This window comes from Pseudomonas sp. CAU 1711 (assembly GCF_039888625.1).
In the GTDB taxonomy this organism is placed as follows: Bacteria; Pseudomonadota; Gammaproteobacteria; order Pseudomonadales; family Pseudomonadaceae; genus Aquipseudomonas.
Map to the genome: position 1 here is coordinate 14,886 of NZ_JBDQQT010000021.1, position 21,413 is coordinate 36,298.

At 69.7% G+C, this 21,413-nt stretch carries 22 protein-coding genes; 9 read left to right on the forward strand and 13 right to left on the reverse strand.

All coding sequences use genetic code 11. The annotated features are described in order from the left end of the window. Position 1 precedes the first annotated feature (1 nt). Both AAFN46_RS19475 and cobA read left to right on the forward strand, forming a co-directional pair. Positions 2-2,728: a molybdopterin-dependent oxidoreductase gene (locus AAFN46_RS19475; RefSeq protein ID WP_347810354.1), complete on the forward strand. Its 2,727-nt coding sequence runs from the start codon at positions 2-4 to the stop codon at positions 2,726-2,728. 74 nt (positions 2,729-2,802) lie between these two features. Next, entirely contained in the window at positions 2,803-3,540 is a 738-nt protein-coding gene (cobA, locus tag AAFN46_RS19480) for a uroporphyrinogen-III C-methyltransferase (protein ID WP_347810355.1), read from the forward strand. A gap of 809 nt (positions 3,541-4,349) precedes the next feature. Here cobA and AAFN46_RS19485 read toward each other — a convergent pair. From AAFN46_RS19485 to AAFN46_RS19495, 3 genes are all read right to left on the reverse strand, one after another. Continuing rightward, complete coding sequence (locus tag AAFN46_RS19485) at positions 4,350-4,952, reverse strand: START domain-containing protein (protein WP_347810356.1); 603 nt, start codon at positions 4,950-4,952, stop codon at positions 4,350-4,352. Positions 4,953-4,987: 35 nt separating this feature from the next. Next, positions 4,988-5,239, reverse strand: coding sequence for a YkgJ family cysteine cluster protein (locus tag AAFN46_RS19490; protein ID WP_347810357.1), 252 nt, complete (start codon positions 5,237-5,239; stop codon positions 4,988-4,990). A 71-nt stretch (positions 5,240-5,310) separates the two neighbouring features. Beyond that, the gene (locus AAFN46_RS19495; RefSeq protein ID WP_347810358.1) at positions 5,311-6,183 is read right to left on the reverse strand and encodes an NAD(P)-dependent oxidoreductase; all 873 of its coding nucleotides are present in this window, start codon (positions 6,181-6,183) and stop codon (positions 5,311-5,313) included. Between the two features lie 109 nt (positions 6,184-6,292). On the opposite strand from AAFN46_RS19495, the gene AAFN46_RS19500 reads away from it, so the two are divergent. The 3 genes from AAFN46_RS19500 (at position 6,293) to rhtA (ending at position 8,112) form a co-directional block, all read left to right on the forward strand. Beyond that, positions 6,293-6,835 carry an exonuclease domain-containing protein gene (locus AAFN46_RS19500; RefSeq protein ID WP_347810359.1) on the forward strand — a complete coding sequence of 181 codons (543 nt, stop codon included), beginning with the start codon at positions 6,293-6,295 and terminating at the stop codon, positions 6,833-6,835. Positions 6,836-6,902: 67 nt separating this feature from the next. Continuing rightward, a complete protein-coding gene (locus tag AAFN46_RS19505; RefSeq protein WP_347810360.1) occupies positions 6,903-7,184 on the forward strand; it encodes a pyrimidine/purine nucleoside phosphorylase in 282 nt (93 codons plus the stop codon). A gap of 70 nt (positions 7,185-7,254) precedes the next feature. After that, the gene (gene rhtA, locus AAFN46_RS19510; RefSeq protein WP_347810361.1) at positions 7,255-8,112 is read left to right on the forward strand and encodes a threonine/homoserine exporter RhtA; all 858 of its coding nucleotides are present in this window, start codon (positions 7,255-7,257) and stop codon (positions 8,110-8,112) included. On the opposite strand, the gene AAFN46_RS19515 is transcribed toward rhtA, so the two are convergent. From AAFN46_RS19515 to AAFN46_RS19540, 6 genes are read right to left on the reverse strand one after another with little or no spacing between them, the layout of a single operon-like run. Next, positions 8,113-9,219 carry a saccharopine dehydrogenase NADP-binding domain-containing protein gene (locus AAFN46_RS19515; RefSeq protein ID WP_347810362.1) on the reverse strand — a complete coding sequence of 369 codons (1,107 nt, stop codon included), beginning with the start codon at positions 9,217-9,219 and terminating at the stop codon, positions 8,113-8,115. It abuts the gene before it with no gap. Positions 9,220-9,228: 9 nt separating this feature from the next. Continuing rightward, entirely contained in the window at positions 9,229-11,007 is a 1,779-nt protein-coding gene (locus tag AAFN46_RS19520) for an ABC transporter transmembrane domain-containing protein (RefSeq protein ID WP_347810363.1), read from the reverse strand. After that, a complete protein-coding gene (locus AAFN46_RS19525) occupies positions 11,004-11,444 on the reverse strand; it encodes a thiol-disulfide oxidoreductase DCC family protein (RefSeq protein ID WP_347810364.1) in 441 nt (146 codons plus the stop codon). Before AAFN46_RS19525 ends, AAFN46_RS19520 begins: the two co-directional genes overlap by 4 nt. 32 nt (positions 11,445-11,476) lie before the next feature. Beyond that, on the reverse strand, positions 11,477-12,046 hold the full coding sequence (locus AAFN46_RS19530; protein ID WP_347810365.1) for a DUF1287 domain-containing protein: 570 nt from the start codon (positions 12,044-12,046) through the stop codon (positions 11,477-11,479). A gap of 3 nt (positions 12,047-12,049) precedes the next feature. Next, complete coding sequence (locus tag AAFN46_RS19535) at positions 12,050-12,448, reverse strand: GFA family protein (RefSeq protein ID WP_347810366.1); 399 nt, start codon at positions 12,446-12,448, stop codon at positions 12,050-12,052. A 15-nt stretch (positions 12,449-12,463) separates the two neighbouring features. Then, entirely contained in the window at positions 12,464-13,576 is a 1,113-nt protein-coding gene (locus AAFN46_RS19540; RefSeq protein WP_347810367.1) for an ATP-NAD kinase family protein, read from the reverse strand. A gap of 114 nt (positions 13,577-13,690) precedes the next feature. Here AAFN46_RS19540 and AAFN46_RS19545 point away from each other — a divergent pair, with 114 nt between their 5' ends. After that, on the forward strand, positions 13,691-13,867 hold the full coding sequence (locus AAFN46_RS19545; protein ID WP_347810368.1) for a PA1571 family protein: 177 nt from the start codon (positions 13,691-13,693) through the stop codon (positions 13,865-13,867). A gap of 34 nt (positions 13,868-13,901) precedes the next feature. On the opposite strand, the gene pdxB is transcribed toward AAFN46_RS19545, so the two are convergent. Then, positions 13,902-15,032 carry a 4-phosphoerythronate dehydrogenase PdxB gene (pdxB, locus tag AAFN46_RS19550; RefSeq protein WP_347810369.1) on the reverse strand — a complete coding sequence of 377 codons (1,131 nt, stop codon included), beginning with the start codon at positions 15,030-15,032 and terminating at the stop codon, positions 13,902-13,904. Between the two features lie 108 nt (positions 15,033-15,140). Between pdxB and AAFN46_RS19555 the strand changes: the two genes are divergently transcribed. Beyond that, positions 15,141-16,508 (forward strand): MATE family efflux transporter, encoded by a 1,368-nt coding sequence (locus AAFN46_RS19555; protein ID WP_347810370.1) that lies wholly within the window; start codon positions 15,141-15,143, stop codon positions 16,506-16,508. Positions 16,509-16,564: 56 nt separating this feature from the next. Here AAFN46_RS19555 and AAFN46_RS19560 read toward each other — a convergent pair whose 3' ends face one another. After that, positions 16,565-17,017 (reverse strand): gamma-glutamylcyclotransferase family protein, encoded by a 453-nt coding sequence (locus AAFN46_RS19560; protein ID WP_347810371.1) that lies wholly within the window; start codon positions 17,015-17,017, stop codon positions 16,565-16,567. Beyond that, positions 17,017-17,256: a sulfurtransferase TusA gene (tusA, locus tag AAFN46_RS19565; RefSeq protein WP_347810372.1), complete on the reverse strand. Its 240-nt coding sequence runs from the start codon at positions 17,254-17,256 to the stop codon at positions 17,017-17,019. Before tusA ends, AAFN46_RS19560 begins: the two co-directional genes overlap by 1 nt. A gap of 70 nt (positions 17,257-17,326) precedes the next feature. On the opposite strand from tusA, the gene AAFN46_RS19570 reads away from it, so the two are divergent. After that, the gene (locus AAFN46_RS19570) at positions 17,327-17,488 is read left to right on the forward strand and encodes a hypothetical protein (protein ID WP_347810373.1); all 162 of its coding nucleotides are present in this window, start codon (positions 17,327-17,329) and stop codon (positions 17,486-17,488) included. A 65-nt stretch (positions 17,489-17,553) separates the two neighbouring features. Here AAFN46_RS19570 and rlmM read toward each other — a convergent pair whose 3' ends face one another. Continuing rightward, positions 17,554-18,603, reverse strand: a complete 1,050-nt coding sequence (rlmM, locus tag AAFN46_RS19575) for a 23S rRNA (cytidine(2498)-2'-O)-methyltransferase RlmM (RefSeq protein ID WP_347810374.1) — start codon at positions 18,601-18,603, stop codon at positions 17,554-17,556. 115 nt (positions 18,604-18,718) lie between these two features. Between rlmM and acnA the strand changes: the two genes are divergently transcribed. Next, entirely contained in the window at positions 18,719-21,388 is a 2,670-nt protein-coding gene (gene acnA, locus AAFN46_RS19580) for an aconitate hydratase AcnA (RefSeq protein ID WP_347810375.1), read from the forward strand. Positions 21,389-21,413 lie beyond the last annotated feature (25 nt).

Here is a 21,413-nt window from a genome sequence, read left to right on the forward strand (position 1 = left end):
CGTGTCTGACACCGCCCTGCAAGCCACCCGGGTCACCGCCGCCACCTGCTGCTACTGCGGCGTGGGCTGCGGCGTGCTGATCGAGCACGACGACGAGAAGATCCTCGGCGTCAGCGGCGACCCCAGCCACCCGGCCAACTTCGGCCGCCTGTGCAGCAAGGGCTCGTCCCTGCACCTGACCGGCGACCTTGACGCCCGCGCGCTCTACCCCGAGCTGCGCCTGGGCAAGGGCCTGGCCCGCAGCCGCGCGGACTGGGACAGCGCCCTGGACCACGCCGCCAGCGTGTTCGTCGAGACCATTCGCGAGCACGGCCCGGACAGCGTCGCCTTCTACATCTCCGGCCAGCTGCTGACCGAGGACTACTACGCCTTCAATAAGCTGGCGCGGGCCCTGGTCGGCACCAACAACATCGACAGCAACTCGCGCCTGTGCATGAGCTCGGCGGTGGTCGGCTACAAGCGCAGCCTGGGCGCCGACGCCCCGCCGTGCAACTACGAGGACATCGAGCAGGCCGACTGCCTGCTGATCGTCGGCAGCAATATGGCCTTCGCACATCCCATTCTTTTCCGGCGGTTGGAAGCGGCCAAGGCCGCGCGGCCGCAGATGAAGATCATCGTGGTCGACCCGCGCCGCACCGACACCTGCGAGCTGGCCGACCTGCATCTGGCCATCGCCCCGGGCACCGACGTGGCGCTGTTCCATGGCCTGCTGCACCTGCTGCTGGCGGGTGGCGACTACGACCCGGCCTATATCGCCGCCCACACCGAGGGCTTCGATGCCCTGCGCGAGCTGGCCGCCGACTATCCGCCGAGCGAGGCCGCGCGCCTGTGCGGCATCGACGAGAGCGACCTGCGCCGCGCCGCCGAGCTGATCGGCAAGTCGCCGGCCTTCCTCTCCCTGTGGTGCATGGGCCTCAACCAGTCCAGCGCCGGCTCGGCCAAGAACAGCGCGCTGATCAACCTGCACCTGGCCACCGGCCAGATCGGCAAGGTCGGCGCCGGGCCCTTCTCGCTCACCGGCCAGCCCAATGCCATGGGCGGGCGCGAGACCGGCAGCCTGTCCAACCTGCTGCCCGGCCACCGCGAGGCGGCCAACCCCGAGCACCGCGCCGAAGTGGCGCGCTACTGGGGCGTGGACAGCCTGCCGGAGAACACCGGCCTGACCGCCGTGGAACTCTTCGAGGCGGTGCGCGAGGGCCGGATCAAGGCCCTGTGGATCGCCTGCACCAACCCGGCGCAGTCCCTGCCGGACCAGCAGAAAATCCACGAGGCGCTGTCCCTGTGCCCCTTCGTAGTGGTGCAGGAAGCCTTCTTCACCACCGAGACCTGCCAGTACGCCGACCTTCTGCTCCCGGCCGCCAGCTGGGGCGAAAAGGAAGGCAGCGTGACCAACTCCGAGCGGCGCATCAGCCATGTGCGCCGCGCCGTGCCAGCGCCCGCAGAGGCGCGGCCGGACTGGGCGATCGTCTGCGACTTCGCCCGTCGCCTGGAACCACAGCTACGCCCCGGCCTGCCCAGCCTGTTCGACTTCAACAGCGCGCAAGCACTGTTCGAGGAATACAAGCACCTGACCCAGGGACGCGACCTGGACCTTTCCGGTCTCAGCTACGCCATCCTGGACGACCAAGGTCCGCAACAATGGCCCTTCCCGGCCGGCGCCCGCCAGGGCACCGCGCGGCTGTACGGGGACGGTCGCTTTCCCACCACCAGCGGGCGCGCGCGCTTCGTCGCCGATCCCTTCGTGCCACCGCGCGAGCGTCGCGAGGCGGATTTCCCGCTGCTGCTCAACACCGGCCGCCTGCGCGACCAGTGGCACGGCATGAGCCGCACCGGCACCGCCGCGCGCCTGTTCGGCCACGTGCCGGAGGCCGTACTCGGTCTGCACCCGGACGAACTGAACAGCCGCGGCCTGCAGTCCGGCGAGCTGATCCGCCTGCGCAGCCGGCGCGGCGCCTTGGTGCTGCCGGTACAGGCCGATCCGAGCCTGCAGATCGGCCAGGCCTATCTGCCGATGCACTGGGGCGACCGCTTCCTCAAGGGCCTGGGCACCAACGTGCTGACCCAGCCGGCCTTCGACCCACTGTCCAAACAGCCGGAACTGAAGATCAGCGGCGTGCAGGTCGAGCGCGCCGAGCTGCCCTGGCAGTTCTTCGCCCTGATCGAGGACGACGTGCAGCGGCGCTTCACGGCCCTGCGCCCGCTGTTCGAGCGCTTCGCCTACGCCAGCCTGACCCCAACCGGCCGCGAGCAGCGCCCGGCCCTGCTGATCAGAGCCGCCGCCGAGGCGGCGCCGGATACTGACCTGCTGGCCGAGATCGATGCCCTGCTCGGCCTGGATCAAGGCCCGGTGATGGCCTACGACGACTCCCGGCGCGGCGTGGGCAAACGCGTGCGCTTCGAGGGCGGGCGCATCGTCGCCATGCGCCTGGCCGGCGAAACCGCCGCCCGCGACTGGCTCAAGGGCCTGTGGGAACAGGGCAACAGCGACGCCGACCTGCGCCGCTGGCTGCTGGCACCTCTGGCCACCCCGCCGGGCGGCGGCATGAAGGCCAGCAAGGTGCTGTGCAACTGCATGAACGTCAGCCAGGACGCGGTGTGCGCAGGCATCGAGCGCGGCCTCGACCTGGACGGGCTCAAGCGCGAGCTGAAATGCGGCACCAGCTGCGGCTCGTGCGTGCCGGAAATCAAGCGGCTGCTGACCACGCAGCCAGTGGCGGTAGAAGCCTGAAGCAATCGTAGGCTGGGTTGGCCACAGGAGTAACCCACCGACCGGCCCACGGGGCCGGTAATGAGGAGATGAATATGAGCGCAAAAGTCTGGCTGGTAGGCGCCGGCCCCGGCGACCCGGAACTGCTGACCCTCAAGGCGGTAAAGGCCCTGCATCAGGCAGACGTGGTGATGATCGACGACCTGGTCAACCCGGCCGTGCTGGAGCATTGCCCTGGCGCCCGTGTGGTGCCGGTGGGCAAGCGCGGCGGCTGCCGCTCCACCCCGCAGGCCTTCATCCATCGCCTGATGCTGCGCTACGCCCGCCAGGGCAAGTGCGTGGTGCGCCTGAAGGGCGGCGACCCCTGCATCTTCGGCCGTGGCAGCGAGGAGGCCGACTGGTTGAGCGCGCACGGCATCGAGGTGGAAATGGTCAACGGCATCACCGCCGGCCTGGCCGGCGCCACCCACTGCGGCATCCCCCTGACCCAGCGCGGCGTGGCGCGCGGCGTGACCCTGGTCACCGCCCACACCCAGGACGACAGCAGCCTGAACTGGCAGGCCCTGGCCCAGGGCGGCACCACCCTGGTGGTGTACATGGGCGTGGCGAAACTCGCGGAGGTTCGCGACAGCCTGCTGGCCGGCGGCATGCGCGCCGACATGCCGGTGGCGATGATCGAGAACGCCTCGCTGCCGCAGCAGCGCGAGTGCCGCAGCACCCTGGCCGCCATGCAGCAGGCGGCCACCGACTTTGCGCTGAAGAGCCCGGCGATCCTGGTGATCGGCGAGGTCGCTTCCCAGCAACAGATTCAAGCTTTGGCAGAGACTGCCTGATCCCCTTCGCTCCTGCGGAGTAGTGCCTCGCCCGGCCGCATGGCCGGGCTTTTTTTGCCTTTAAAAATGGCACGAGGCCTTGATGCCGGACTGGCAAGATTATGTGTGGGCCGGAGCTGGCTTGATTTCAAGCTGGTTTCCGAGCGTGTCGATACCTCCTGTTTCGCCCCGCCGGGCGACTTACTTTTGCCAATCGCGGCAAAAGTAAGCAAAACCGCTTGCCCCTTCATCCGGCCCTACGCTGCGCTACGGGTCCGTTCATTCCATCGCCGCTCCGAGGGTCGGCTTACAAGGGCCATCCATGGCCCTTTAAGCCTTTCGCCGCATCCATGCGGCTCACCCCTCTGCGCAACGATTCCACTCACCCTTCTGCAAGGGGCGTTTGGTGCTGCCTGACAGTTCGAGGGAGAGGAACGAAAAGAAGAGAAAGAGCATCGAGCAGCTCGGAGCCGGAGTCCCCGTCAGAAGGCCGAGTGGAGGTGTTGCGCAGGGGGACGCGAGGCAGGACGCCGAGCGAGGAACGAAGGGACAGGGACGTCCCTTCGTGACAGCCCCCGGAGCGACACCAGAAGGAGGGAACCCCGCCGCAGGCGGGGCCGGATGTCGGGGGCGCTTTCTTTTGCTTACTTTTCTTTGCGCCGGGCGGCGATCCGCAAACAAAGAAAAGTGAGTCGCCCGGCGGGGCGAAACGGGAAGTATCGGCAGGCTCGATAATCGGCTTGAAAGCAAATCCCTCCAGACTCACACAATCTTGCCAGTCCGGCGTCAACCCGCGCATCCCCACGCATGTGCGATGAGCCTTTTGGGGTTCAACGACCCTCCGCCAGCGCTCGCAGGGCCTTCAGGGTATTGAACGGCGCATCCACCACGAAACTGTTGGCCAGCCAGGACGGCACGCTGCCACCCGGCTCGCTGTGCACCTGGTACACCACCTCGACCCGCTCGCCCTGCGGCACGAAGCGCCAGAGGCCCTTCAGGCTGGTGACGCGCACATGCTCCTTCACCCCTGGCAGGTAATCCGGCTGGCCGACCATCCTGCGCGTCAGGCTGCCGTCGGCGCCCTCCTCGGTCACCAGATGCACGACCGCATCGCGCGCCTGCACCGGCCAGGGCATCGCGAAGCGGGTATAGACCCAGCTCTCGACGCCTTCGTGCTTGAGCAGACGCTGCCCGGCGCAGGCGTAGATCCAGGCGCAGGAGCCCTGCACATCCTCCTGCAGGGCGCGCAGGGTGCGCATATCGCTGGCGATGCTGGTCTCCCCGCGGTAGGCCTTGTACTTCGACCCCGGCACCTCGCTCAGATAGACCTTGATGCCGTCCTCGTCCTTGACCAGTTGCCAGTCTTCGGCCTGGGCCTGCATGCCAAGCAGCAGAGCACCAGCGAAAAGCGCAACCGCGCGCAACGAAACCATGCTTGTTCCTCGGTGGAGTGGATGGAAGAAATACGTCAGGCCGTGGCCTGCTCCAGCCAGCCGAGCAGGCGGATCGCCTCCTCGCGACTGTCGCCGCAGACGGCGCGATCGGCGGCGAAGGCGGCACACACCGCCGGGCGCTCGGGCTGATCGAAGATGCCACAGAGCAGCTCGGCCGTCAGGTGCAGGCAGCGCTCACCGGCCGCCTTGCCCTGCGGCATGCCGGGAATCGGCGAGCTGATGGAGGGGGCGATGCAGCAAGCACCGCAGCCGGGACGACATTGCACGGGCCACCTCGTGCTGGGCGGATCGGAAAGCGGGCGATTCTAGCGCCTCGCCCGTCACTTGCCGAGCCGCCTCAGACGCGCTGCTTGAGCCGGGCGATCAGGCTGGAGGTATCCCAGCGCCCGCCGCCCATGGCCTGCACGTCGGCGTAAAACTGGTCAACCAGCGCCGTGACCGGCAGCTGCGCGCCATTGCCGCGCGCCTCGTCCAGGAGGATGGCCAGGTCCTTGCGCATCCAGTCGACGGCGAAGCCGAAGTCGAACCTGCCCTGCAGCATGCTCTGGTGACGATTGTCCAGCTGCCAGGACTGTGCCGCGCCCTTGCCGATCACCTCCATCGCCGCCTGGGCGTCGAGACCGGCGCACTGGGCGAAGTGCAGCGCCTCGGCCAGGCCCTGGAGCAGGCCGCCGACGCAGATCTGGTTAACCATCTTGGTCAGCTGGCCGCTGCCCACCGGCCCCATCAGCCGACTCATCCTGGCATAGGCGCCGATCACCGGCTCGGCGCGCGCGTAAACCGCCGCCTCGCCGCCGACCATCACCGTCAGCGCGCCGCCTTCGGCGCCGGCCTGGCCGCCGGACACCGGTGCGTCGAGAAAGCCCAGGCCCTGCTGCGCGGCGACGGCGGCCAGCTCGCGGGCGACCCGGGCCGAGGCGGTGGTATGGTCGACCAGCACCGCCCCGCAGGACATGCCGGCGAAGGCGCCCTGCGCGCCGAGCAGCACGCTGCGCAGATCGTCATCGTTGCCCACGCAGCTCATCACCAGCTCGGCGCCCCGCGCCGCCTCGCAGGGCGTCGCCGCCACCTCGCCGGCATGGCGCTCGCGCCACAGCTGCGCCTTGGCCGCCGAGCGGTTGTACACGCGAACCTCGTGACCCGCGCGGGCCAGATGCCCGGCCATGGGAAAGCCCATCACGCCCAGACCGATGAATGCCACCTTTGCCATGTATAGCTCCTCGCTGACTGAGGCCCCAGCATACCCGCAAGCCGGGGCCAGCGCCCTTTGCCCTGGGCGCGATGGCGCACCATACTGGCTGCGAGCCAAGGAGGAACGCATGCGGCAATGGCTGATCATCGACCTGGAAGCCACCACGGAAGAAGGCGGCTGGCCAGTGGAAGACATGGAGATCATCGAGATCGGCGCCAGCCTGGTCGCCGGCGATGGTCACGAGCTGGAGCACTTCCAGCGCTTCGTGCGGCCGCTACGCAGGCCCTGCCTGACCACCTTCTGCCGCGAGCTGACCCATATCGCCCAGGCCCAGATCGACGGCGCCCAGCCGCTGGCCCAGGTCTGGCCGCAGTTCGAGCGTTGGCTGGCGCCGCACCTGCCGCATCTGGTCGGCTGGGGCAGCTGGGGCGACTACGACCGCCGCCAGCTGCACCTGGAGTGGCAGCGCCACGGCCTGCGCAGTAGCCTGCAGGACATCGCCCACCACAACCTCAAGCAGGGCTTCGCCGACAGTCGCCGGCTCAAGCGCCCGCTGGGCCTGCACGGCGCCCTGCAACTGACCGGCCTGCAGTTCCAGGGCCAGCAGCACCGGGCCCTGGAGGATGCGCGCAACACCGCCCGGCTGCTGCCGCTGATATTTGCCTCCTGAGTGCTGACTGAGCCCGGCCGCTTGGGCATACTGGCGAGCCTTTTTTGACCCCTCCGAGGAACCCGCCATGTTCAAGGTCAACGAATACTTCGACGGCACCGTCAAATCCATAGGTTTCGCCATGGCCGAAGGCCCGGCCACCATCGGCGTGATGGCGCCCGGCGAATACGAGTTCGGCACCGCCCAGCTGGAAATCATGCACGTGGTCGCCGGCGCGCTGACCGTCAAGCTGCCGGGCAGCGACAACTGGGAAACCTTCGCCGCCGGCAGCCAGTTCACCGTGCCGGGCAACAGCAAGTTCCAGCTGAAAGTCGCCGTCGACACCGCCTACCTCTGCGAATACCGCTAAGCTGGGCTGAGTTGCAGAAACCGGCCCCTGTGGCCGGTTTTTTTATTGGCTAACGCCCCCGGACATCGCCATGCCCCGCTCCACCCTGCTGCTGCCCATCGCCCTACTGGTGGTCGCCATGACCTCCATCCAGAGCGGCGCGTCCCTGGCCAAGAGCCTGTTCCCGCTGATCGGCCCGGAGGGCACCACGGCCCTGCGCCTGAGCCTGGCGGCGCTGATCCTGTGCCTGGTCATGCGCCCCTGGCGCACCCGGCCGAACTTCGCCGCCTGGCGCTCGCTGCTCGGCTACGGCCTGGCCCTGGGGGCGATGAACTTGCTGTTCTACATGTCGCTGAAGACCATCCCGCTGGGCATCGCCGTAGCCCTGGAGTTCACCGGCCCGCTGGCCCTGGCCCTGCTGGGCTCGCGCCGCCTGCTGGACTTCCTGTGGATCGCCCTCGCCGCCCTCGGCCTCTGGCTGCTGTTGCCGGACACCCGCGCCGAGGACCACCTCGACCCGCTGGGCATGGGCCTGGCGCTCGGCGCCGGGGTCTGCTGGGCGCTGTATATCCTCTTCGGCCAGCGCGCCGGCGCCGCCCACGGCGCGCAGACCGTGGCCTTCGGCACCCTGGTGGCGGCGCTCCTGGTGTTTCCCATCGGCCTGTGGCAGGTCGGCGGCGAGCTGTTCTCCATCGAGCTGCTGCCGGTGGCCCTGGCCGTGGCGGTGCTGTCCTCGGCACTGCCCTACAGCCTGGAGATGGTCGCCCTGACCCGCATGCCGGCGCGCACCTTCAGCGTGCTGATGAGCCTGGAGCCGGCCATCGCGGCGATGTCCGGGCTGATCTTCCTGAGCGAGATGCTCGGCCTGAGCCAGTGGCTGGCGATAGGCGCGATCATCTTCGCCTCGACCGGCGCGGCGGCCACCATCCGCCCGCGTGGCCACGCCTGATCAGAGCGAACGCAGGGCGCTGCCGATCGCCAACCCGTCCAGTTCGGCCAGGTACTCCTCGCGGCTGACCAGGCCCAGACAGGGCATGGCGCCGCGCGCCTGCAGGCTGCCATCGGCCAGCTTGCGCGCCAGGGCCACGGCGGCCATGCAGGGGATGTTCGGCCCGTCGTTGCTCTGCGCCAGCAGCTCCCAGCACAGCCGCAGCGGCTGGCCATCGGTCGCCAGCCCGTCGAGACGTACGAACATGCCGCTGCGCCCATCGCCGAAACGCTCGACCGCCACCGCCCCGCGGTGCAGCAGGCGCGCCAGCGGCACCGCGCTGCGCAGCAGCCCGGCGCGCACCAGCCAGGACAGCGCCCAGGTGCCGAACTGGGTCAGGCGCAGGCCGACACCGGCGGAGAAGCGCACGCTGCGCACACTCGGATAGCGGGTCGGAAACAGCTGCAGATCGGGGATATCGCAGTTGGCCACCCAGCGCCGGCCGAGCGGCGCGGGGAAGTCGTGGCGAGCCAGATCCTGCCAGCCGAACACCTGGCGCCAGGTGCCATCGCGCCACTGGCTCAAGGGTTTGCCGCAATAGTCGAGTACCGCCGCCAGGGTCGAGATGCCCGGCGTCTTCTCCGAGGAGCTGATGCCATGCCAGATGGCGTCCAGACGCGAGAAGCGCGGCAGCAGCTCGTCGATCACCGCCGCCGCCAGCGCCGGCACCGAACTGGCACCGCTGCACACCAGCAGCCCGGCGGCCCTGGCCGCCGGGTCGAGCTCGCCGATGGCGCAGACGAAGGCCCGCGCATCGGCCAGGTCCACATAGTGCATGCCGGCGCCGATGGCGGCGCGCGCCACCCGGTAGTCCTGGCCCTGGAAGGGGCCCGCGGTGGAGATCAGCAGACGCGCGCCGGTGGCGCGCAGCCGCTCGACCAGGTCGGCGGCGTTCATGTCCAGCGGCAGCGCCCGGGCGCCGGTCTCGGCGGCCAGGGCCTCGGCCTTGGCCCGGTCACGCCCGGCGATCCACAGCGGCATGGCCGACGTCGCCGCCAGTCGTCGCACTATGACCTGGCCGAAATTGCCGTAGCCGCCCAGCACGACCACGCCGAAGTCCTTTTCCACTCGCGCTCCTCAGGCGTGCTCACGCCGCTCGGTGTTGAACTGCAGCTCGGCCAGGCGGGCGTACAGCGGGTTGCCCAGCACCAGCTCGCCATGGCTGCCGATGGCCTGCAGGCGGCCACGGTCGATCACCGCGATGCGGTCGGCGTTCTTCACCGTGGCCAGGCGATGGGCGATGACCAGGGTGGTGCGCCCGCGCATCAGCGCCGGCAGGGCTTGCTGGATCAGGTGCTCGCTCTCGGCATCCAGCGCGCTGGTGGCCTCGTCCAGCAGCAGGATTGGCGCGTCGGTGAGCAGCGCGCGGGCAATCGCCAGGCGCTGGCGCTGGCCGCCGGAGAGGCCCAGACCGGCCTCGCCCAGGTGCGTCGCATAGCCCTGCGGCAGGCGCTCGATGAATTCGTGGGCGTGGGCGGCGCGCGCCGCCGCCTCGACCTCCACGTCGCTGGCGTGCGGCCGGCCATAGCGCAGGTTGTCCGCCACGCTGCCGTAGAACAGCGCCGGGCTCTGCGACACCAGGGCGAAGCAGCGGCGCAGGTCGGCCGGGTCGAGCCGCTGGATCGGCACGCCCTCGACCAGGATCTCGCCCTCTAGCGGGTCGAAGAAGCGCAGCAGCAGGTCGAACAGGGTCGACTTGCCGGCGCCGGAGGGGCCGACCAGGGCCAGGGTCTCGCCGGCGCGCACGGCCAGATCGATGCCATCGATGGCCGGATGTTCGGGCCGGCTCGGGTAGCTGAAGCGCACGCCGCGCAGCTCCAGGCTGCCGCTGACCCGCGCGGGCAGGCGCAAGCGCTCGCCCTCGCCCGGCGCGCCGATCATATTCTGCGTGCGCAGCAGCTCGGCGATGCGCTCGGCGGCGCCGGCCGCGCTCTGCAGCTCGCCGATCACCTCGCTGATGGCGCCGAAGGCCATGCCGACGATCAGGCTGTAGAACACGAAGGCGGCCAGGTCGCCGCCGCTGATGCGCCCGGCGATCACGTCCATGCCGCCGACCCAGAGCATGGCGCCGACGGCGCCGAGCACCAGCACTATGACCACGGTGATCAGCCAGGCGCGCTGACGGATGCGCTTGCCGGCGGTGGCGAAGGCCGCCTCCACCGTGCCGGCGAAGCGTGCCTTGTCCTGCGCCTGGTGGTTGTAGGCCTGCACCGTCTTGATCTGGCCGAGGGTCTCGCCGATGTAGCTGCCGACATCGGCGACCCGGTCCTGGCTCTGCCTTGAGAGCGCGCGCACGCGGCGGCCGAAGATCAGGATCGGCGCCACCACCAGCGGCAGCGAGCAGACCACGATGGCGCTGAGCTTGGCATTGGTGAAGAACAGCAGCCCGACGCCGCCGATCAGCATGATGCCGTTGCGCAGCGCCATGGACAGCGAGGAGCCGATCACCGTCTGCAGCAGCGTGGTGTCGGCGGTCAGCCGCGACTGGATCTCCGAGGCGCGGTTGCTCTCGTAGAAGCCCGGATGCAGGCCGATCAGGTGATCGAACACGCGCTGGCGGATATCGGCGACGAAGCGCTCGCCGATCCAGCTGACCAGGTAGAAGCGCGTGAAGGTGCCGACCGCCAGGGCCAGCACCAGCACGAAGAACAGGCCGATGGACTGGTTCAGCGCCGCCTGCGACTGGGTGGCCAGACCCTGGTCGACCAGCAGGCGGATGCCCTGGCCCATGGACAGGGTGATGGCGGCGGTGAACAGCAGCGCGGCCAGGGCGCCGGCCAGGCGCCAGCGGTACGGCGCGACGAAGCGCCAGGCCAGGCGCAGTGCCGCGCGCCGGCCGCTGGAGAGCAGGCTCATGAACGCGGCTCGGCGGTGTCGAGGAAGCGCCGGGCGTGGTCCGGGTCGGGCAGCAGGCAGCTGTCGTAACGGCCGAACAGGCGGTAGCGGTTCAACGCGATGCGGTCGTAGCACCAGTCGCGCAGCGCCCGCGGCAGCACGCGCAGGCCAGCCAGCAGGCGCCAGGCACCGGGCAGTTGGGCGACGATGCGCAGCACCGCATCGGAGCGCACGAACAGCGCCTCGCCCTCGACATAGGCCATGGTCTCGAACCGCTCGGTGGGCAGGCCGAACCAGGCGAGGATCGCCTGGCCCTCGGCGGACTGCACCGAGCACAGGCGAAAGCGCTGCGCGCGGTCGTGACGGATCAGGAACTTCGCCCAGCCGTTGCACAGCCGACAAACACCGTCGAACAGCACCACGCGCTCGCCGGCCTGGATATGGGGTGGAAGGGCCATCGCTATCTCCATCGTCCTGCGCCGATGCTAACTCATTGGAAGCGATAGTGTCCGGTGATGCGGTAGGCGAACAGGATGTCCTCCTCCAGCGCGCCGCGGCCGATGTTGTGCAGGATCAGCGGCACCCCGGCCGCGCTGCGGCGATCCGAGACAAGGCCGACATGGCCCAGGCCATTGCCCAGATCCCAGGTGACGATATCGCCGGCACGGTAGTCGGCCGGCTTGTCGCTGACCGTCAGCGCCAGGCCCTGGCGCTGGAACCAGGTCATCAGGTTGGGCACCCGGCGATGGTCGATATTGCGGTCCGGGCGGGCCAGGCCCCAGTTGTTCGGGTAGGCCGAGAAATGCGCGCGCATGTCCTCGTGCACCCGCCGCTGCAGGTCCAGGCCCTGCGCGCGCAGGGCGCGGATCAGCACGTCGCTGCATACCCCAGTGGCCAGCGACACGTCGCCGCCGGGATAGTCGAGACGGCGGTAGGCCGGATCGTAGCCGAGGGTCACGCCGACCTGGCTACGCGCGTCGATGACCAGGCGCTGCGGGTCGATGCCACTCGCCCAGGCCGGAGCGACGAGCAGAAGCAGCGCCAGCAGTAGCGCGCGCACCGGCTACTCCTTGCGCTCGGCGTACTGCGGCAGGTCGTCGTCCAGCTCCCACCAGTTGGCCTTGGAGCCGGCATAGATATGCCAGCCGGGGCGGCTGGCGACTTCGCCCTCCAGGCTGCCGGCACGGATGCGCAGCACCCCCGGCAGCTTGCTGGTGCGGCTGTAGATCGGCGAGCCGCAGCGCGAGCAGAACACCCGCTGCTTGCCCGGCGAGGACTCGTAGGCCTGCAGCCGCTCGGCGCCGTTGAGCAGGCGGAAGGCCGACTCCGGCACCGGGATATTGCTGGCGAACGGCGTGCCCTGGGCCCGCCGGCACTGGCTGCAGTGACACAGCTGGATGGGCGTCAGCTCGCCCTCGACCTGGTAGCGGACATCGCCGCACAAACAGCTTCCCTGATGCATGAATGCCTCCTTGTTTCAGCGCAGTGGGTAGAGCAGTTCTTCCTTATAGCCGGCCCAGACCCTTACGGCATCCGGAAAAGCCTCGTCCAGCGCCGGGTCGCCGCTGTCGACCAGCAGCGGGCGGCCTTCCAGGGTGCCGAGCTTGCGCTTGGTGGCCACCACCCGCAGGTGGTCCAGGCCGATGGCGCGCAGCACGCGCGGGCTGATCTGCTGGTTGCCGCGGCCGATGATATGGCCCTGGCCGCCGATGGCGGTGACCAGCAGGCGCGCCGGGTGGCCGTCGACCAGCTCGAACAGCTGCCCCTCGGTCACGTCGCGGGCGATCACCTGGCCGTTCTCGATCACGTCCACGCCGAGCAAGGTGGTGTCCAGGCCGAGGTTCTGCGCCAGGCCATGCAGGGTCGAGCCGGGGCCGAGCACGTAGCGCACGCCCTGCTCCCAGCTCTCGGCCAGCCAGTCGGCCAGGTCCACCAGCACCAGCTCCTCGGACTCCATGCCGCCCTGCTTGACGTGCTGCATGAACTCGCCCTCGACCGGCACGCACAGCTCGCCGTAGCGGCGCGCGCCGACCTTGCCCTCGCGCAGGGCCGCCTCGTCGATGTCGCGCACCTCGCCGCTGGACAGGCGCACCAGGCCGCCCTCGATCAGGCGCAGGGCCATCTGCCCGGCCGCTCGCGGGCTGATGGCGTAGACCCCGGAGTGGATCTTCACCCCCGCCGGAATGCCCAGCACCGGCTGCTCCTCGCGCACCGCCGCGCACACGTCGCGCGCCGTGCCGTCGCCGCCGGCGAACAGGATCAGCGCGCAGCCGGCATCCTGCAGGGCGCGCACCGCCGCCTGGGTATCCGCGGCCGTGGTCGGCCCCTCGCCGAGCTGGCCGAGCACCCGATGGGCATAGCCCAGCTCGCGCAACAGGTCGGCGCCCATGGGCCCGGGGAAGGTGACGAACTGCAGGCGCGCGGCCACCGGTCGCAGGCACTCCAGGGCGATGCGCGTGCGCTCCGCCGCGCGCGGCTCGGCGCCCCGCGCCAGCGCCTCGGCGGCCACGCCGTCGCTACCCTTGAGCGCCGCCGGCCCGCCGAGGCCGGCCAGCGGATTGATGATCAGACCCAGATGGAAACAACTCATAAGCACTCCAAGCGCGGCGCACCGCCCGGTGCGCCGAAATAACCTCTCGCGCGGCTTGTAACGGCGTCTTCATCTGCCCGGCCTAGACTGCCCGCACAGCCAGGAGATACGGCCATGAAAGCGCAACAGCAGTCCCCGCAAACCCGCGTCATTCCGCGCAACCCGCAACAGCCGCTGGGCGGCGCCCTCATCGATGCCGACGGCCGCGAAATCCCCATCACCGAGCAGATGATCCAGCAAGCCTGCCGCGAACTGGAGCGGGCCTGGCAGGCGCCGCGCCGGGCGTCCTGAGGCGCGCATTCTGCCACGCCGCGCGGCCGCCGACTCAGCGCGGATGGCAACCCAGCGCCGCCACCAGCGCCGCCAGATGCGGCGCATCGCCCTGCAACCGTACCTGCAGGCCGTCGATCTCGCGCCGCTGGGGATAGTGCTTGCGCAGAGCGTCGAAGGCCGCCTTGCGCTGCGTGGCATCGCCGACCAGCGAACGGCGGAAGTCGGCATCGTCGCGGCGCGGGTCGTACACCGCGCGGCATAGCGTGGCCAGCGCCCAGCCGATATCGGCCTCCTCGCTGAGCTGCAGCTCGCCGAGCCAGGCCGGCGGCAGCAGCTCGTCCAGACTCACCCGCTCCTCCAGCCCCATGGCCCTGCAATAGGCCTGGTAGATCTGCGCCGTGCCGCGCAGCTTGCCGTCCAGGCTGTAGCCGGCGATATGCGGGGTGGCGATACGGCACAGGGCGGCCAGCTCGGGGTCGACCAGCGGCTCGCCTTCCCACACGTCCAGCACCACCTCGAGCTCGGCGCCCGTCCGCAGGTGGGCCTTGAGCGCCGCGTTGTCGACCACCGCACCGCGGCTGGCGTTGATCAGCCAGGCGCCCGGCCGCAGCCGGCGCAGCTGCGCGGCGCCGAGCAGATGGCGGGTACCGGCGTCCAGCGGGGTGTGCAGGCTGATCACATCGCAGTCGCGCAGGATGCTCGCCAGATCGACGAAGTCGCCGCCCTCGGCGGCCTGGCGCGGCGGATCGCAGACCCGCACGTCCCAACCCAGGCCGCGCAGCACCTCGACCAGGCGGCCGCCGACCTGGCCGGCGCCGACCACTCCGTAGGTCAGCTCCGGCAGCCTGCGCCCGCGGGTCTCGGCCAGCGCCAGCAGACTGCCCAGCACATAGTCCACCACGCCGCGGGCGTTACAGCCGGGGGCGCTGGACCAGGCGATGCCGGCCTCGGTGAAGTAATCCAGGTCGAGATGGTCGGTGCCTATGGTGCAGGTACCGACGAAGCGCACCCGGCTGCCTTCGAGCAGGGCGCGGTCGACCCGGGTCACCGAGCGCACCAGCAGCACCTCGGCCTCGCCGAGGGCGGCGCGGTCGATGGCGCGACCGGGATGGCGGCGGATCTCGCCGAAGGCGGAGAAGAACTCGTCGAGCAGCGGGATGTTTTCGTCGGCGACTATCAGCATGAGGCACTCCTGTGGGTGCCGACATTCTAGCGGAGAGCGCGAGCCACGCGCTTTCCTGACCAACTCGTCAAAGCTAGAATGGCGGCCCGATCACCCCTGGTTCCCCCCATGCCCACCCACTCCCGCCTCGCCCGCGCGCAGGGCGAGCTGCGCGCCCTGCTGCGGCTGGCCACGCCGATCATCATCGCCCAGCTGGCCAACACCGCCATGGGCTTCGTCGATGCCGTGATGGCCGGCCGGGTCGGCCCGCGCGACCTGGCCGCGGTGGCCCTGGGCAATTCGCTGTGGGTCCCGGTGTTCCTGCTGATGACCGGCGTGCTGCTGGCCACCACGGCCAAGGTGGCGCAGCGCTTCGGCGCCGGCGCCACGGAAGAAATCGGCCCGCTGGTGCGCCAGGGCCTGTGGCTGGGCCTGGGCATCGGCAGCCTGTGCGCGGTGCAGCTGTGGAACGCCACGCCGGTGCTGCGCCTGATGCGGGTCGACCCGGCGCTGATCGACCCGGCCATGGGCTATTTGCGCGGAGTGGCCTGCGGCTTCCCCGCCGTAGCCCTGTACTACGTGCTGCGCTGCTTCAGTGACGGCCTCGGCCATACCCGGCCGAGCATGGTGCTGAGCCTGTGCGGCCTGCTGCTGAACATCCCGCTCAACTATGTGCTGATCTACGGCAAGCTGGGCCTGCCGGCGCTGGGCGGCGTCGGCTGCGGCTGGGCCACCGGCATCGTCATGTGCTGCATGTTCCTGGGCATGCTGGCCTGGGTGAGCTGGGCGCCCTGCTACCGGCCCAGCCGGCTGTTCGCCCGTTTCGAGGGGCCGTGCTGGGCGCAGATTCGCCGCCTGCTGGCCGTCGGCGTGCCGATCGGCGTGGCGGTGTTCGCCGAGTCGAGCATCTTCGCGGTGATCGCCCTGCTGATCGGCGGCCTCGGCGCCACGGTGGTCGCCGGACACCAGATCGCGCTGAACTTCAGCTCGCTGATCTTCATGATCCCCTACTCGCTGGGCATGGCCGCCACCGTGCGGGTCGGCCAGGCGCTGGGCCGTGGCGCGCCGCGCGACGCGCGCTTCGCCGCCGGCGTGGCAATGGCCGCGGCACTGGCCTACGCCTGCGTGTCGGCCAGCCTGGTGCTATTGCTGCGCGAGCAAATCGCACGCATCTACAGCCCGGACCCGGCGGTGATCGCGGTGGCGGCCACGCTGATGGTCTACTCGGCGCTGTTCCAGTTCTCCGATGCCGCGCAGGTCACCGCCGCCGGCGCCCTGCGCGGCTACCAGGACACCCGCGCGACCATGCTGTTCACCCTGTTCGCCTACTGGGGCATCGGCCTGCCGGTGGGCTATGGCCTGGGGCTGGCCGACTGGTTCGGCGAACCCTCGGGGCCCAGCGGCCTGTGGCAGGGCCTGGTGGTAGGCCTGACCTGCGCCGCCGCGCTGCTCGGCGTACGCCTGGCGCGCAGCGCGCGCAAGCGCATTCGCGCGTAGTGCAATCCGGGTAAGCGCGTCCGCAATCCCGGATTGCATCCGGGCTACGGGAATCTTCAGTCGTCGAGCGCGCAGGTGGCGGCCAGCGCCGCCCAGTAGTCCGCAGACAGGTGCTCGCGCCCGGCCAGCAGATGGTCGAGATAGGCGCGGCTGGGCGCCAGGCCCTCGCTGCGCCAGGCCGGATTGGCGATATAGAGCCAGGCGCTCAGCGCGCCCCGCGCGGTCTCGATCGGCATGCGCTCGCGGCTGTAGAACACCGGCGTGCCTTCGAAGTGATCGAGCTTGAGCATCTCGGCCTCGTCGGCCAGGCGATAGAGCACGCCTTCCACCCGCCCGGCATGGCTATGGCGGATATTGGCGTAGGCGCGCCCGGGGTGGTCGTGGGCGCGCTTGTCGAAACACAGCCGGTAACCGGGAAGATGCCCCGCCAGCGCTTCCACCACCCGTAGCCCGCGCGCCTGCATGCGCGCCGGATTCATGTTGGAGCCGTAGGCGAAGTAGTAGGTCATCAGTCGGCTTTCTTGCGAATCCAGTAGAGCAGCACGCCGCCGTCCTCGCCCTGCTCCACCAGCTCGTGGCCGAGGAACATGCAGAACTTGGGGATGTCGCGCTTGGTCGAGGGATCGGTGGCCAGCACCTTGAGCAGGCCGCCGGCCGGCAGGTCGCGCACCTTGTTGTGCAGCATCATCACCGGCTCGGGGCAGAACAGGCCGGTGGCGTCGAGGATGGCATCGGTATCGAGGGACATGGGCTACTCCGGAAAACGGCGACTATTGTGGCGTAAACGACGGAACACGCCCAGCGCGGGAGGGCGAACGGTGGCGACGCAACGGGACTGGTGCGTGAAGCGCCTGGACGACAACGGCAACCAGTTCGTCGTGCGCGCCGGCCTGAGCCGCGCAGAGGCCGAGCGCCTGGCCCTGGACTACCAGGCCCACGGCCACAAGCAGAGCTACTGGGCCTGCCGTCAGCAGAAGTGAACGAACGCCTGTAGGAGCGAGCTCTGCTCGCGAACCCTTCATTCGCGAGCAGAGCTCGCTCCTACCTACAGCCGGCGCAGATGGCAGGTGACTTCCTCGCGGTCGTGATAAAGCTGCTTGCAGCCGATGCCGACCTTCAGGCCGCGCGCCTTGAGGCCGTCGTCGATGCGTTCGAGCAGGCGGCGCACCTCGGCATAGCGCTGCTTCATCGGCAGCTTGAGGTTGACCACCGCCTCGCGGCACAGGCCCTCGCCGAGCCAGGTCTCGATCAGCGCGGCGGTGCGCGCCGGCTTCTCGACGATGTCGCAGACCATCCAGTCCACCGGCCGCCGCGGGCGGAAGGTAAAGCCATCGGCGCGCTGGTGTTCGACCAGCCCGGAATACATCAGGCTCTCGGCCATCGGCCCGTTGTCCACGGCGATCACCTTGAGCGAGCGATTGACCAGTTGCCAGGTCCAGCCGCCCGGCGCGGCGCCCAGGTCGACGGCGGTCATGCCGGCGGCCAGGCGGGCGTCCCACTCGGCGCGCGGAATGAAGTGGTGCCAGGCCTCCTCCAGCTTGAGGGTGGAACGGCTCGGCGCCTCGCGCGGGAATTTCAGGCGCGGGATGCCCATCGGCCACATGGCGCAGTTGTTCGCCGGGGCGATGCCGACGAAGGCCTGCCGGCCGCTGACGAAGGTCAGCAGCAGGCGCGGCTTGCCGGCGTCCTCGACCAGCCGCCCGGCCTTGTCCAGGGCCTTGCGCAGCGGCGCCTCGAACTTCCTGCAGAAGGTCGACAGCTCCTTGCCTTCGTTGCTGTCGAACACTTCCAGCCACAGGCTGCCGCACTGCGGATACTCGGCCAGCACCGCGAGCAGCGCGCCGACCCGGTCGCTTTCCGGCAGCTCGACGAAGCGCCCGCGCGCCCACTGGCGCGGAAAGATCAGGCGTTCGAAGCGCAGCTTGCGCTGCAGGCGCTCGGCGCCCTCGTCCTCGCTGCAGACGAATTCGGCATAGGCGCCGTTGGCCTTGGCCCTGGCGTAACCGGCGACGTCCAGGCGCGCGGCATGCTCGGCGATCTCGGCGCAGACTTCGCCCTCGAAGCCCGGGCGGCAGTGTAGTAGCAGGGTATTCATGCGGTTCTCCTCGGCCGCGCATCATAGCCGAGTCGCGCACGCCGGGGGCCGGATCGGTGGAAGGAGCTGACCATAAGGTCTAGTTTCACTGGATCAATCGCGCAGGAGTTCCGCCATGCCAGCACTGGATAGCCTGAAGTGTCGCCGCGCTCTGCAGGTCGGTGACCAGCACTACAGCTACTACAGCCTCGCCGCCCTCGGCAGCCTGGGCGACATCGCGCGCCTGCCCAAATCGCTCAGGGTGCTGCTGGAGAACCTGTTGCGCTTCGAGGACAACGCCACGGTCAGTGCCTATGACATCAAGGCGCTGATCGAGCGGCGCGGCGACCACGAGATCCAGTTCCGCCCGGCGCGGGTGCTGATGCAGGACTTCACCGGCGTGCCGGCAGTAGTCGACCTGGCCGCCATGCGCGCGGCCATGGCCGCGGCCGGCGGCGACGCGCAGAAGATCAATCCGCTGTCGCCGGTGGACCTGGTGATCGACCACTCGGTGATGGTCGACCGCTATGCCACGCCCTCCGCCTTCGCCGAGAACGTCGCCCTCGAGATGCAGCGCAACGGCGAGCGCTATGCCTTCCTGCGCTGGGGGCAGAACGCCTTCGCCAACTTCCGCGTGGTGCCGCCGGGCACCGGCATCTGCCACCAGGTCAACCTGGAGTACCTGGCCCGCACGGTCTGGACCAAGGAGGAAGACGGCGTGACCTGGGCCTTCCCCGACACCCTGGTGGGCACCGACTCGCATACCACCATGATCAACGGCCTCGGCGTGCTCGGCTGGGGCGTCGGCGGCATCGAGGCGGAGGCGGCCATGCTCGGCCAGCCGGTATCCATGCTGATTCCCGAGGTGATCGGCTTCCGCCTCAGCGGCAGGCTGCGCGAGGGCATCACCGCCACCGACCTGGTGCTGACCGTGACCCAGATGCTGCGCAACAAGGGCGTGGTGGGCAAGTTCGTCGAATTCTATGGCGACGGCCTGGCCGACCTGCCGCTGGCCGATCGCGCCACCATCGCCAACATGGCCCCGGAGTATGGCGCCACCTGCGGCTTCTTCCCGATCGACGAGATCACCCTGGGCTACCTGCGCCTGTCCGGGCGCGACGAGCAGACGGTGCGGCTGGTCGAGGCCTACGCCAAGGTCCAGGGTCTGTGGCGCGCGCCCGGCGACGAGCCGCTGTTCGACGACAGCCTGGCCCTCGACCTGAGCACGGTCGAGGCCAGCCTGGCCGGGCCCCGTCGCCCGCAGGACAGGGTACCGTTGCCGCAGGTGGGCAAGGCCTTCGCCGACCTGCTCGCCCTGCAGCCGAGAGCGGCCGAGGCCGAGCGGAACGGCAACCCGGTCGAGCACGACGGGCAGCGCTACCAACTGCAGGACGGCGCCGTGGTGATCGCCGCCATCACCTCCTGCACCAACACCTCCAACCCCAGCGTGATGATGGCCGCCGGCCTGCTGGCGAAGAAGGCCGTGGAGAAAGGCCTGAGCCGCAAGCCCTGGGTGAAGAGCTCGCTGGCCCCCGGCTCCAAGGTGGTCACCGAGTACTTCGCCGCCGCCGACCTGAGCCGCTATCTGGACCGGCTCGGCTTCGAGCTGGTCGGCTATGGCTGCACCACCTGCATCGGCAACTCCGGGCCCCTGCTGGAGCCCATCGAGGCGGCCATCCAGGCCGGCGATCTGACGGTGGCCTCGGTGCTGTCCGGCAACCGCAACTTCGAGGGTCGCGTGCATCCGCTGGTCAAGGCCAACTGGCTGGCCTCGCCGCCGCTGGTGGTGGCCTACGCCCTGGCCGGTAGCGTACGCATCGACCTGACCCGCGAGCCGCTGGGCAACGGCAAGGACGGCCAGCCCGTGTACCTCAAGGACATCTGGCCATCCCAGGCGGAGATCGCCGCCGCCATCGCCAAGGTCGACAGCGCCATGTTCCGCAAGGAATACGCCGAAGTGTTCGCCGGCGACGCCCAGTGGCAGGCCATCGCCGTACCCAAGGCCGCCACCTATCAGTGGCAGGCCGATTCCACCTATATCCAGCATCCGCCCTTCTTCGAAGACATCGCCGGCGACCCGCCGCATATCGGCGACATCCATGGCGCGCGCATCCTCGCCCTGCTCGGCGACTCGGTGACCACCGACCACATCTCCCCCGCCGGCAACATCAAGCGCGACAGCCCGGCCGGGCGCTACCTGAGCGAGCGCGGCGTGACACCGGCCGACTTCAACTCCTACGGCTCGCGGCGCGGCAACCACGAGGTGATGATGCGCGGCACCTTCGCCAACATCCGCATCCGCAACGAGATGCTCGGCGGTGAGGAAGGCGGCAATACCCTGCACTGGCCGAGCGGCGACAAGCTGGCGATCTACGACGCGGCCATGCGCTACCAGGCCGAGGGCGTGCCGCTGGTGATCTTCGCCGGCAAGGAGTACGGCACCGGTTCGTCCCGCGACTGGGCGGCCAAGGGCACCAACCTGCTGGGCGTGAAGGCAGTGATCGCCGAGAGCTTCGAGCGCATCCACCGCTCCAACCTGGTCGGCATGGGCGTGCTGCCGCTGCAGTTCCGGCCCGGGCAGAGCCGTACGAGCCTGGGCCTGAGCGGCCGCGAGAAGCTCACCATCGGCGGCCTGGATGGCGTCGAACTGCGCCCGCACATGACCCTGGCGCTGGACATCCAGCACGAGGACGGCCGCCATCGGGAAGTCGAGGTGCTGTGCCGCATCGATACGCAGAACGAGGTGGAGTACTTCAAGGCCGGCGGCATCCTGCACCACGTGCTGCGTCAGATGCTGAGCACCTGAGCCTCGGCGGGCGAGCCAGAGCGCT

Bases quoted from the DNA above. Each gene is read 5' to 3' on its own strand.
- cobA (WP_347810355.1), top strand. From the start codon at position 2,803: ATGAGCGCAAAAGTCTGGCTGGTAGGCGCCGGCCCCGGCGACCCGGAA.
- AAFN46_RS19485 (WP_347810356.1), bottom strand. From the start codon at position 4,952: ATGGTTTCGTTGCGCGCGGTTGCGCTTTTCGCTGGTGCTCTGCTGCTT.
- AAFN46_RS19495 (WP_347810358.1), bottom strand. From the start codon at position 6,183: ATGGCAAAGGTGGCATTCATCGGTCTGGGCGTGATGGGCTTTCCCATG.
- AAFN46_RS19500 (WP_347810359.1), top strand. From the start codon at position 6,293: ATGCGGCAATGGCTGATCATCGACCTGGAAGCCACCACGGAAGAAGGC.
- AAFN46_RS19505 (WP_347810360.1), top strand. From the start codon at position 6,903: ATGTTCAAGGTCAACGAATACTTCGACGGCACCGTCAAATCCATAGGT.
- rhtA (WP_347810361.1), top strand. From the start codon at position 7,255: ATGCCCCGCTCCACCCTGCTGCTGCCCATCGCCCTACTGGTGGTCGCC.
- AAFN46_RS19520 (WP_347810363.1), bottom strand. From the start codon at position 11,007: ATGAGCCTGCTCTCCAGCGGCCGGCGCGCGGCACTGCGCCTGGCCTGG.
- AAFN46_RS19525 (WP_347810364.1), bottom strand. From the start codon at position 11,444: ATGGCCCTTCCACCCCATATCCAGGCCGGCGAGCGCGTGGTGCTGTTC.
- AAFN46_RS19535 (WP_347810366.1), bottom strand. From the start codon at position 12,448: ATGCATCAGGGAAGCTGTTTGTGCGGCGATGTCCGCTACCAGGTCGAG.
- AAFN46_RS19540 (WP_347810367.1), bottom strand. From the start codon at position 13,576: ATGAGTTGTTTCCATCTGGGTCTGATCATCAATCCGCTGGCCGGCCTC.
- AAFN46_RS19545 (WP_347810368.1), top strand. From the start codon at position 13,691: ATGAAAGCGCAACAGCAGTCCCCGCAAACCCGCGTCATTCCGCGCAAC.
- pdxB (WP_347810369.1), bottom strand. From the start codon at position 15,032: ATGCTGATAGTCGCCGACGAAAACATCCCGCTGCTCGACGAGTTCTTC.
- AAFN46_RS19555 (WP_347810370.1), top strand. From the start codon at position 15,141: ATGCCCACCCACTCCCGCCTCGCCCGCGCGCAGGGCGAGCTGCGCGCC.
- AAFN46_RS19560 (WP_347810371.1), bottom strand. From the start codon at position 17,017: ATGACCTACTACTTCGCCTACGGCTCCAACATGAATCCGGCGCGCATG.
- tusA (WP_347810372.1), bottom strand. From the start codon at position 17,256: ATGTCCCTCGATACCGATGCCATCCTCGACGCCACCGGCCTGTTCTGC.
- rlmM (WP_347810374.1), bottom strand. From the start codon at position 18,603: ATGAATACCCTGCTACTACACTGCCGCCCGGGCTTCGAGGGCGAAGTC.
- acnA (WP_347810375.1), top strand. From the start codon at position 18,719: ATGCCAGCACTGGATAGCCTGAAGTGTCGCCGCGCTCTGCAGGTCGGT.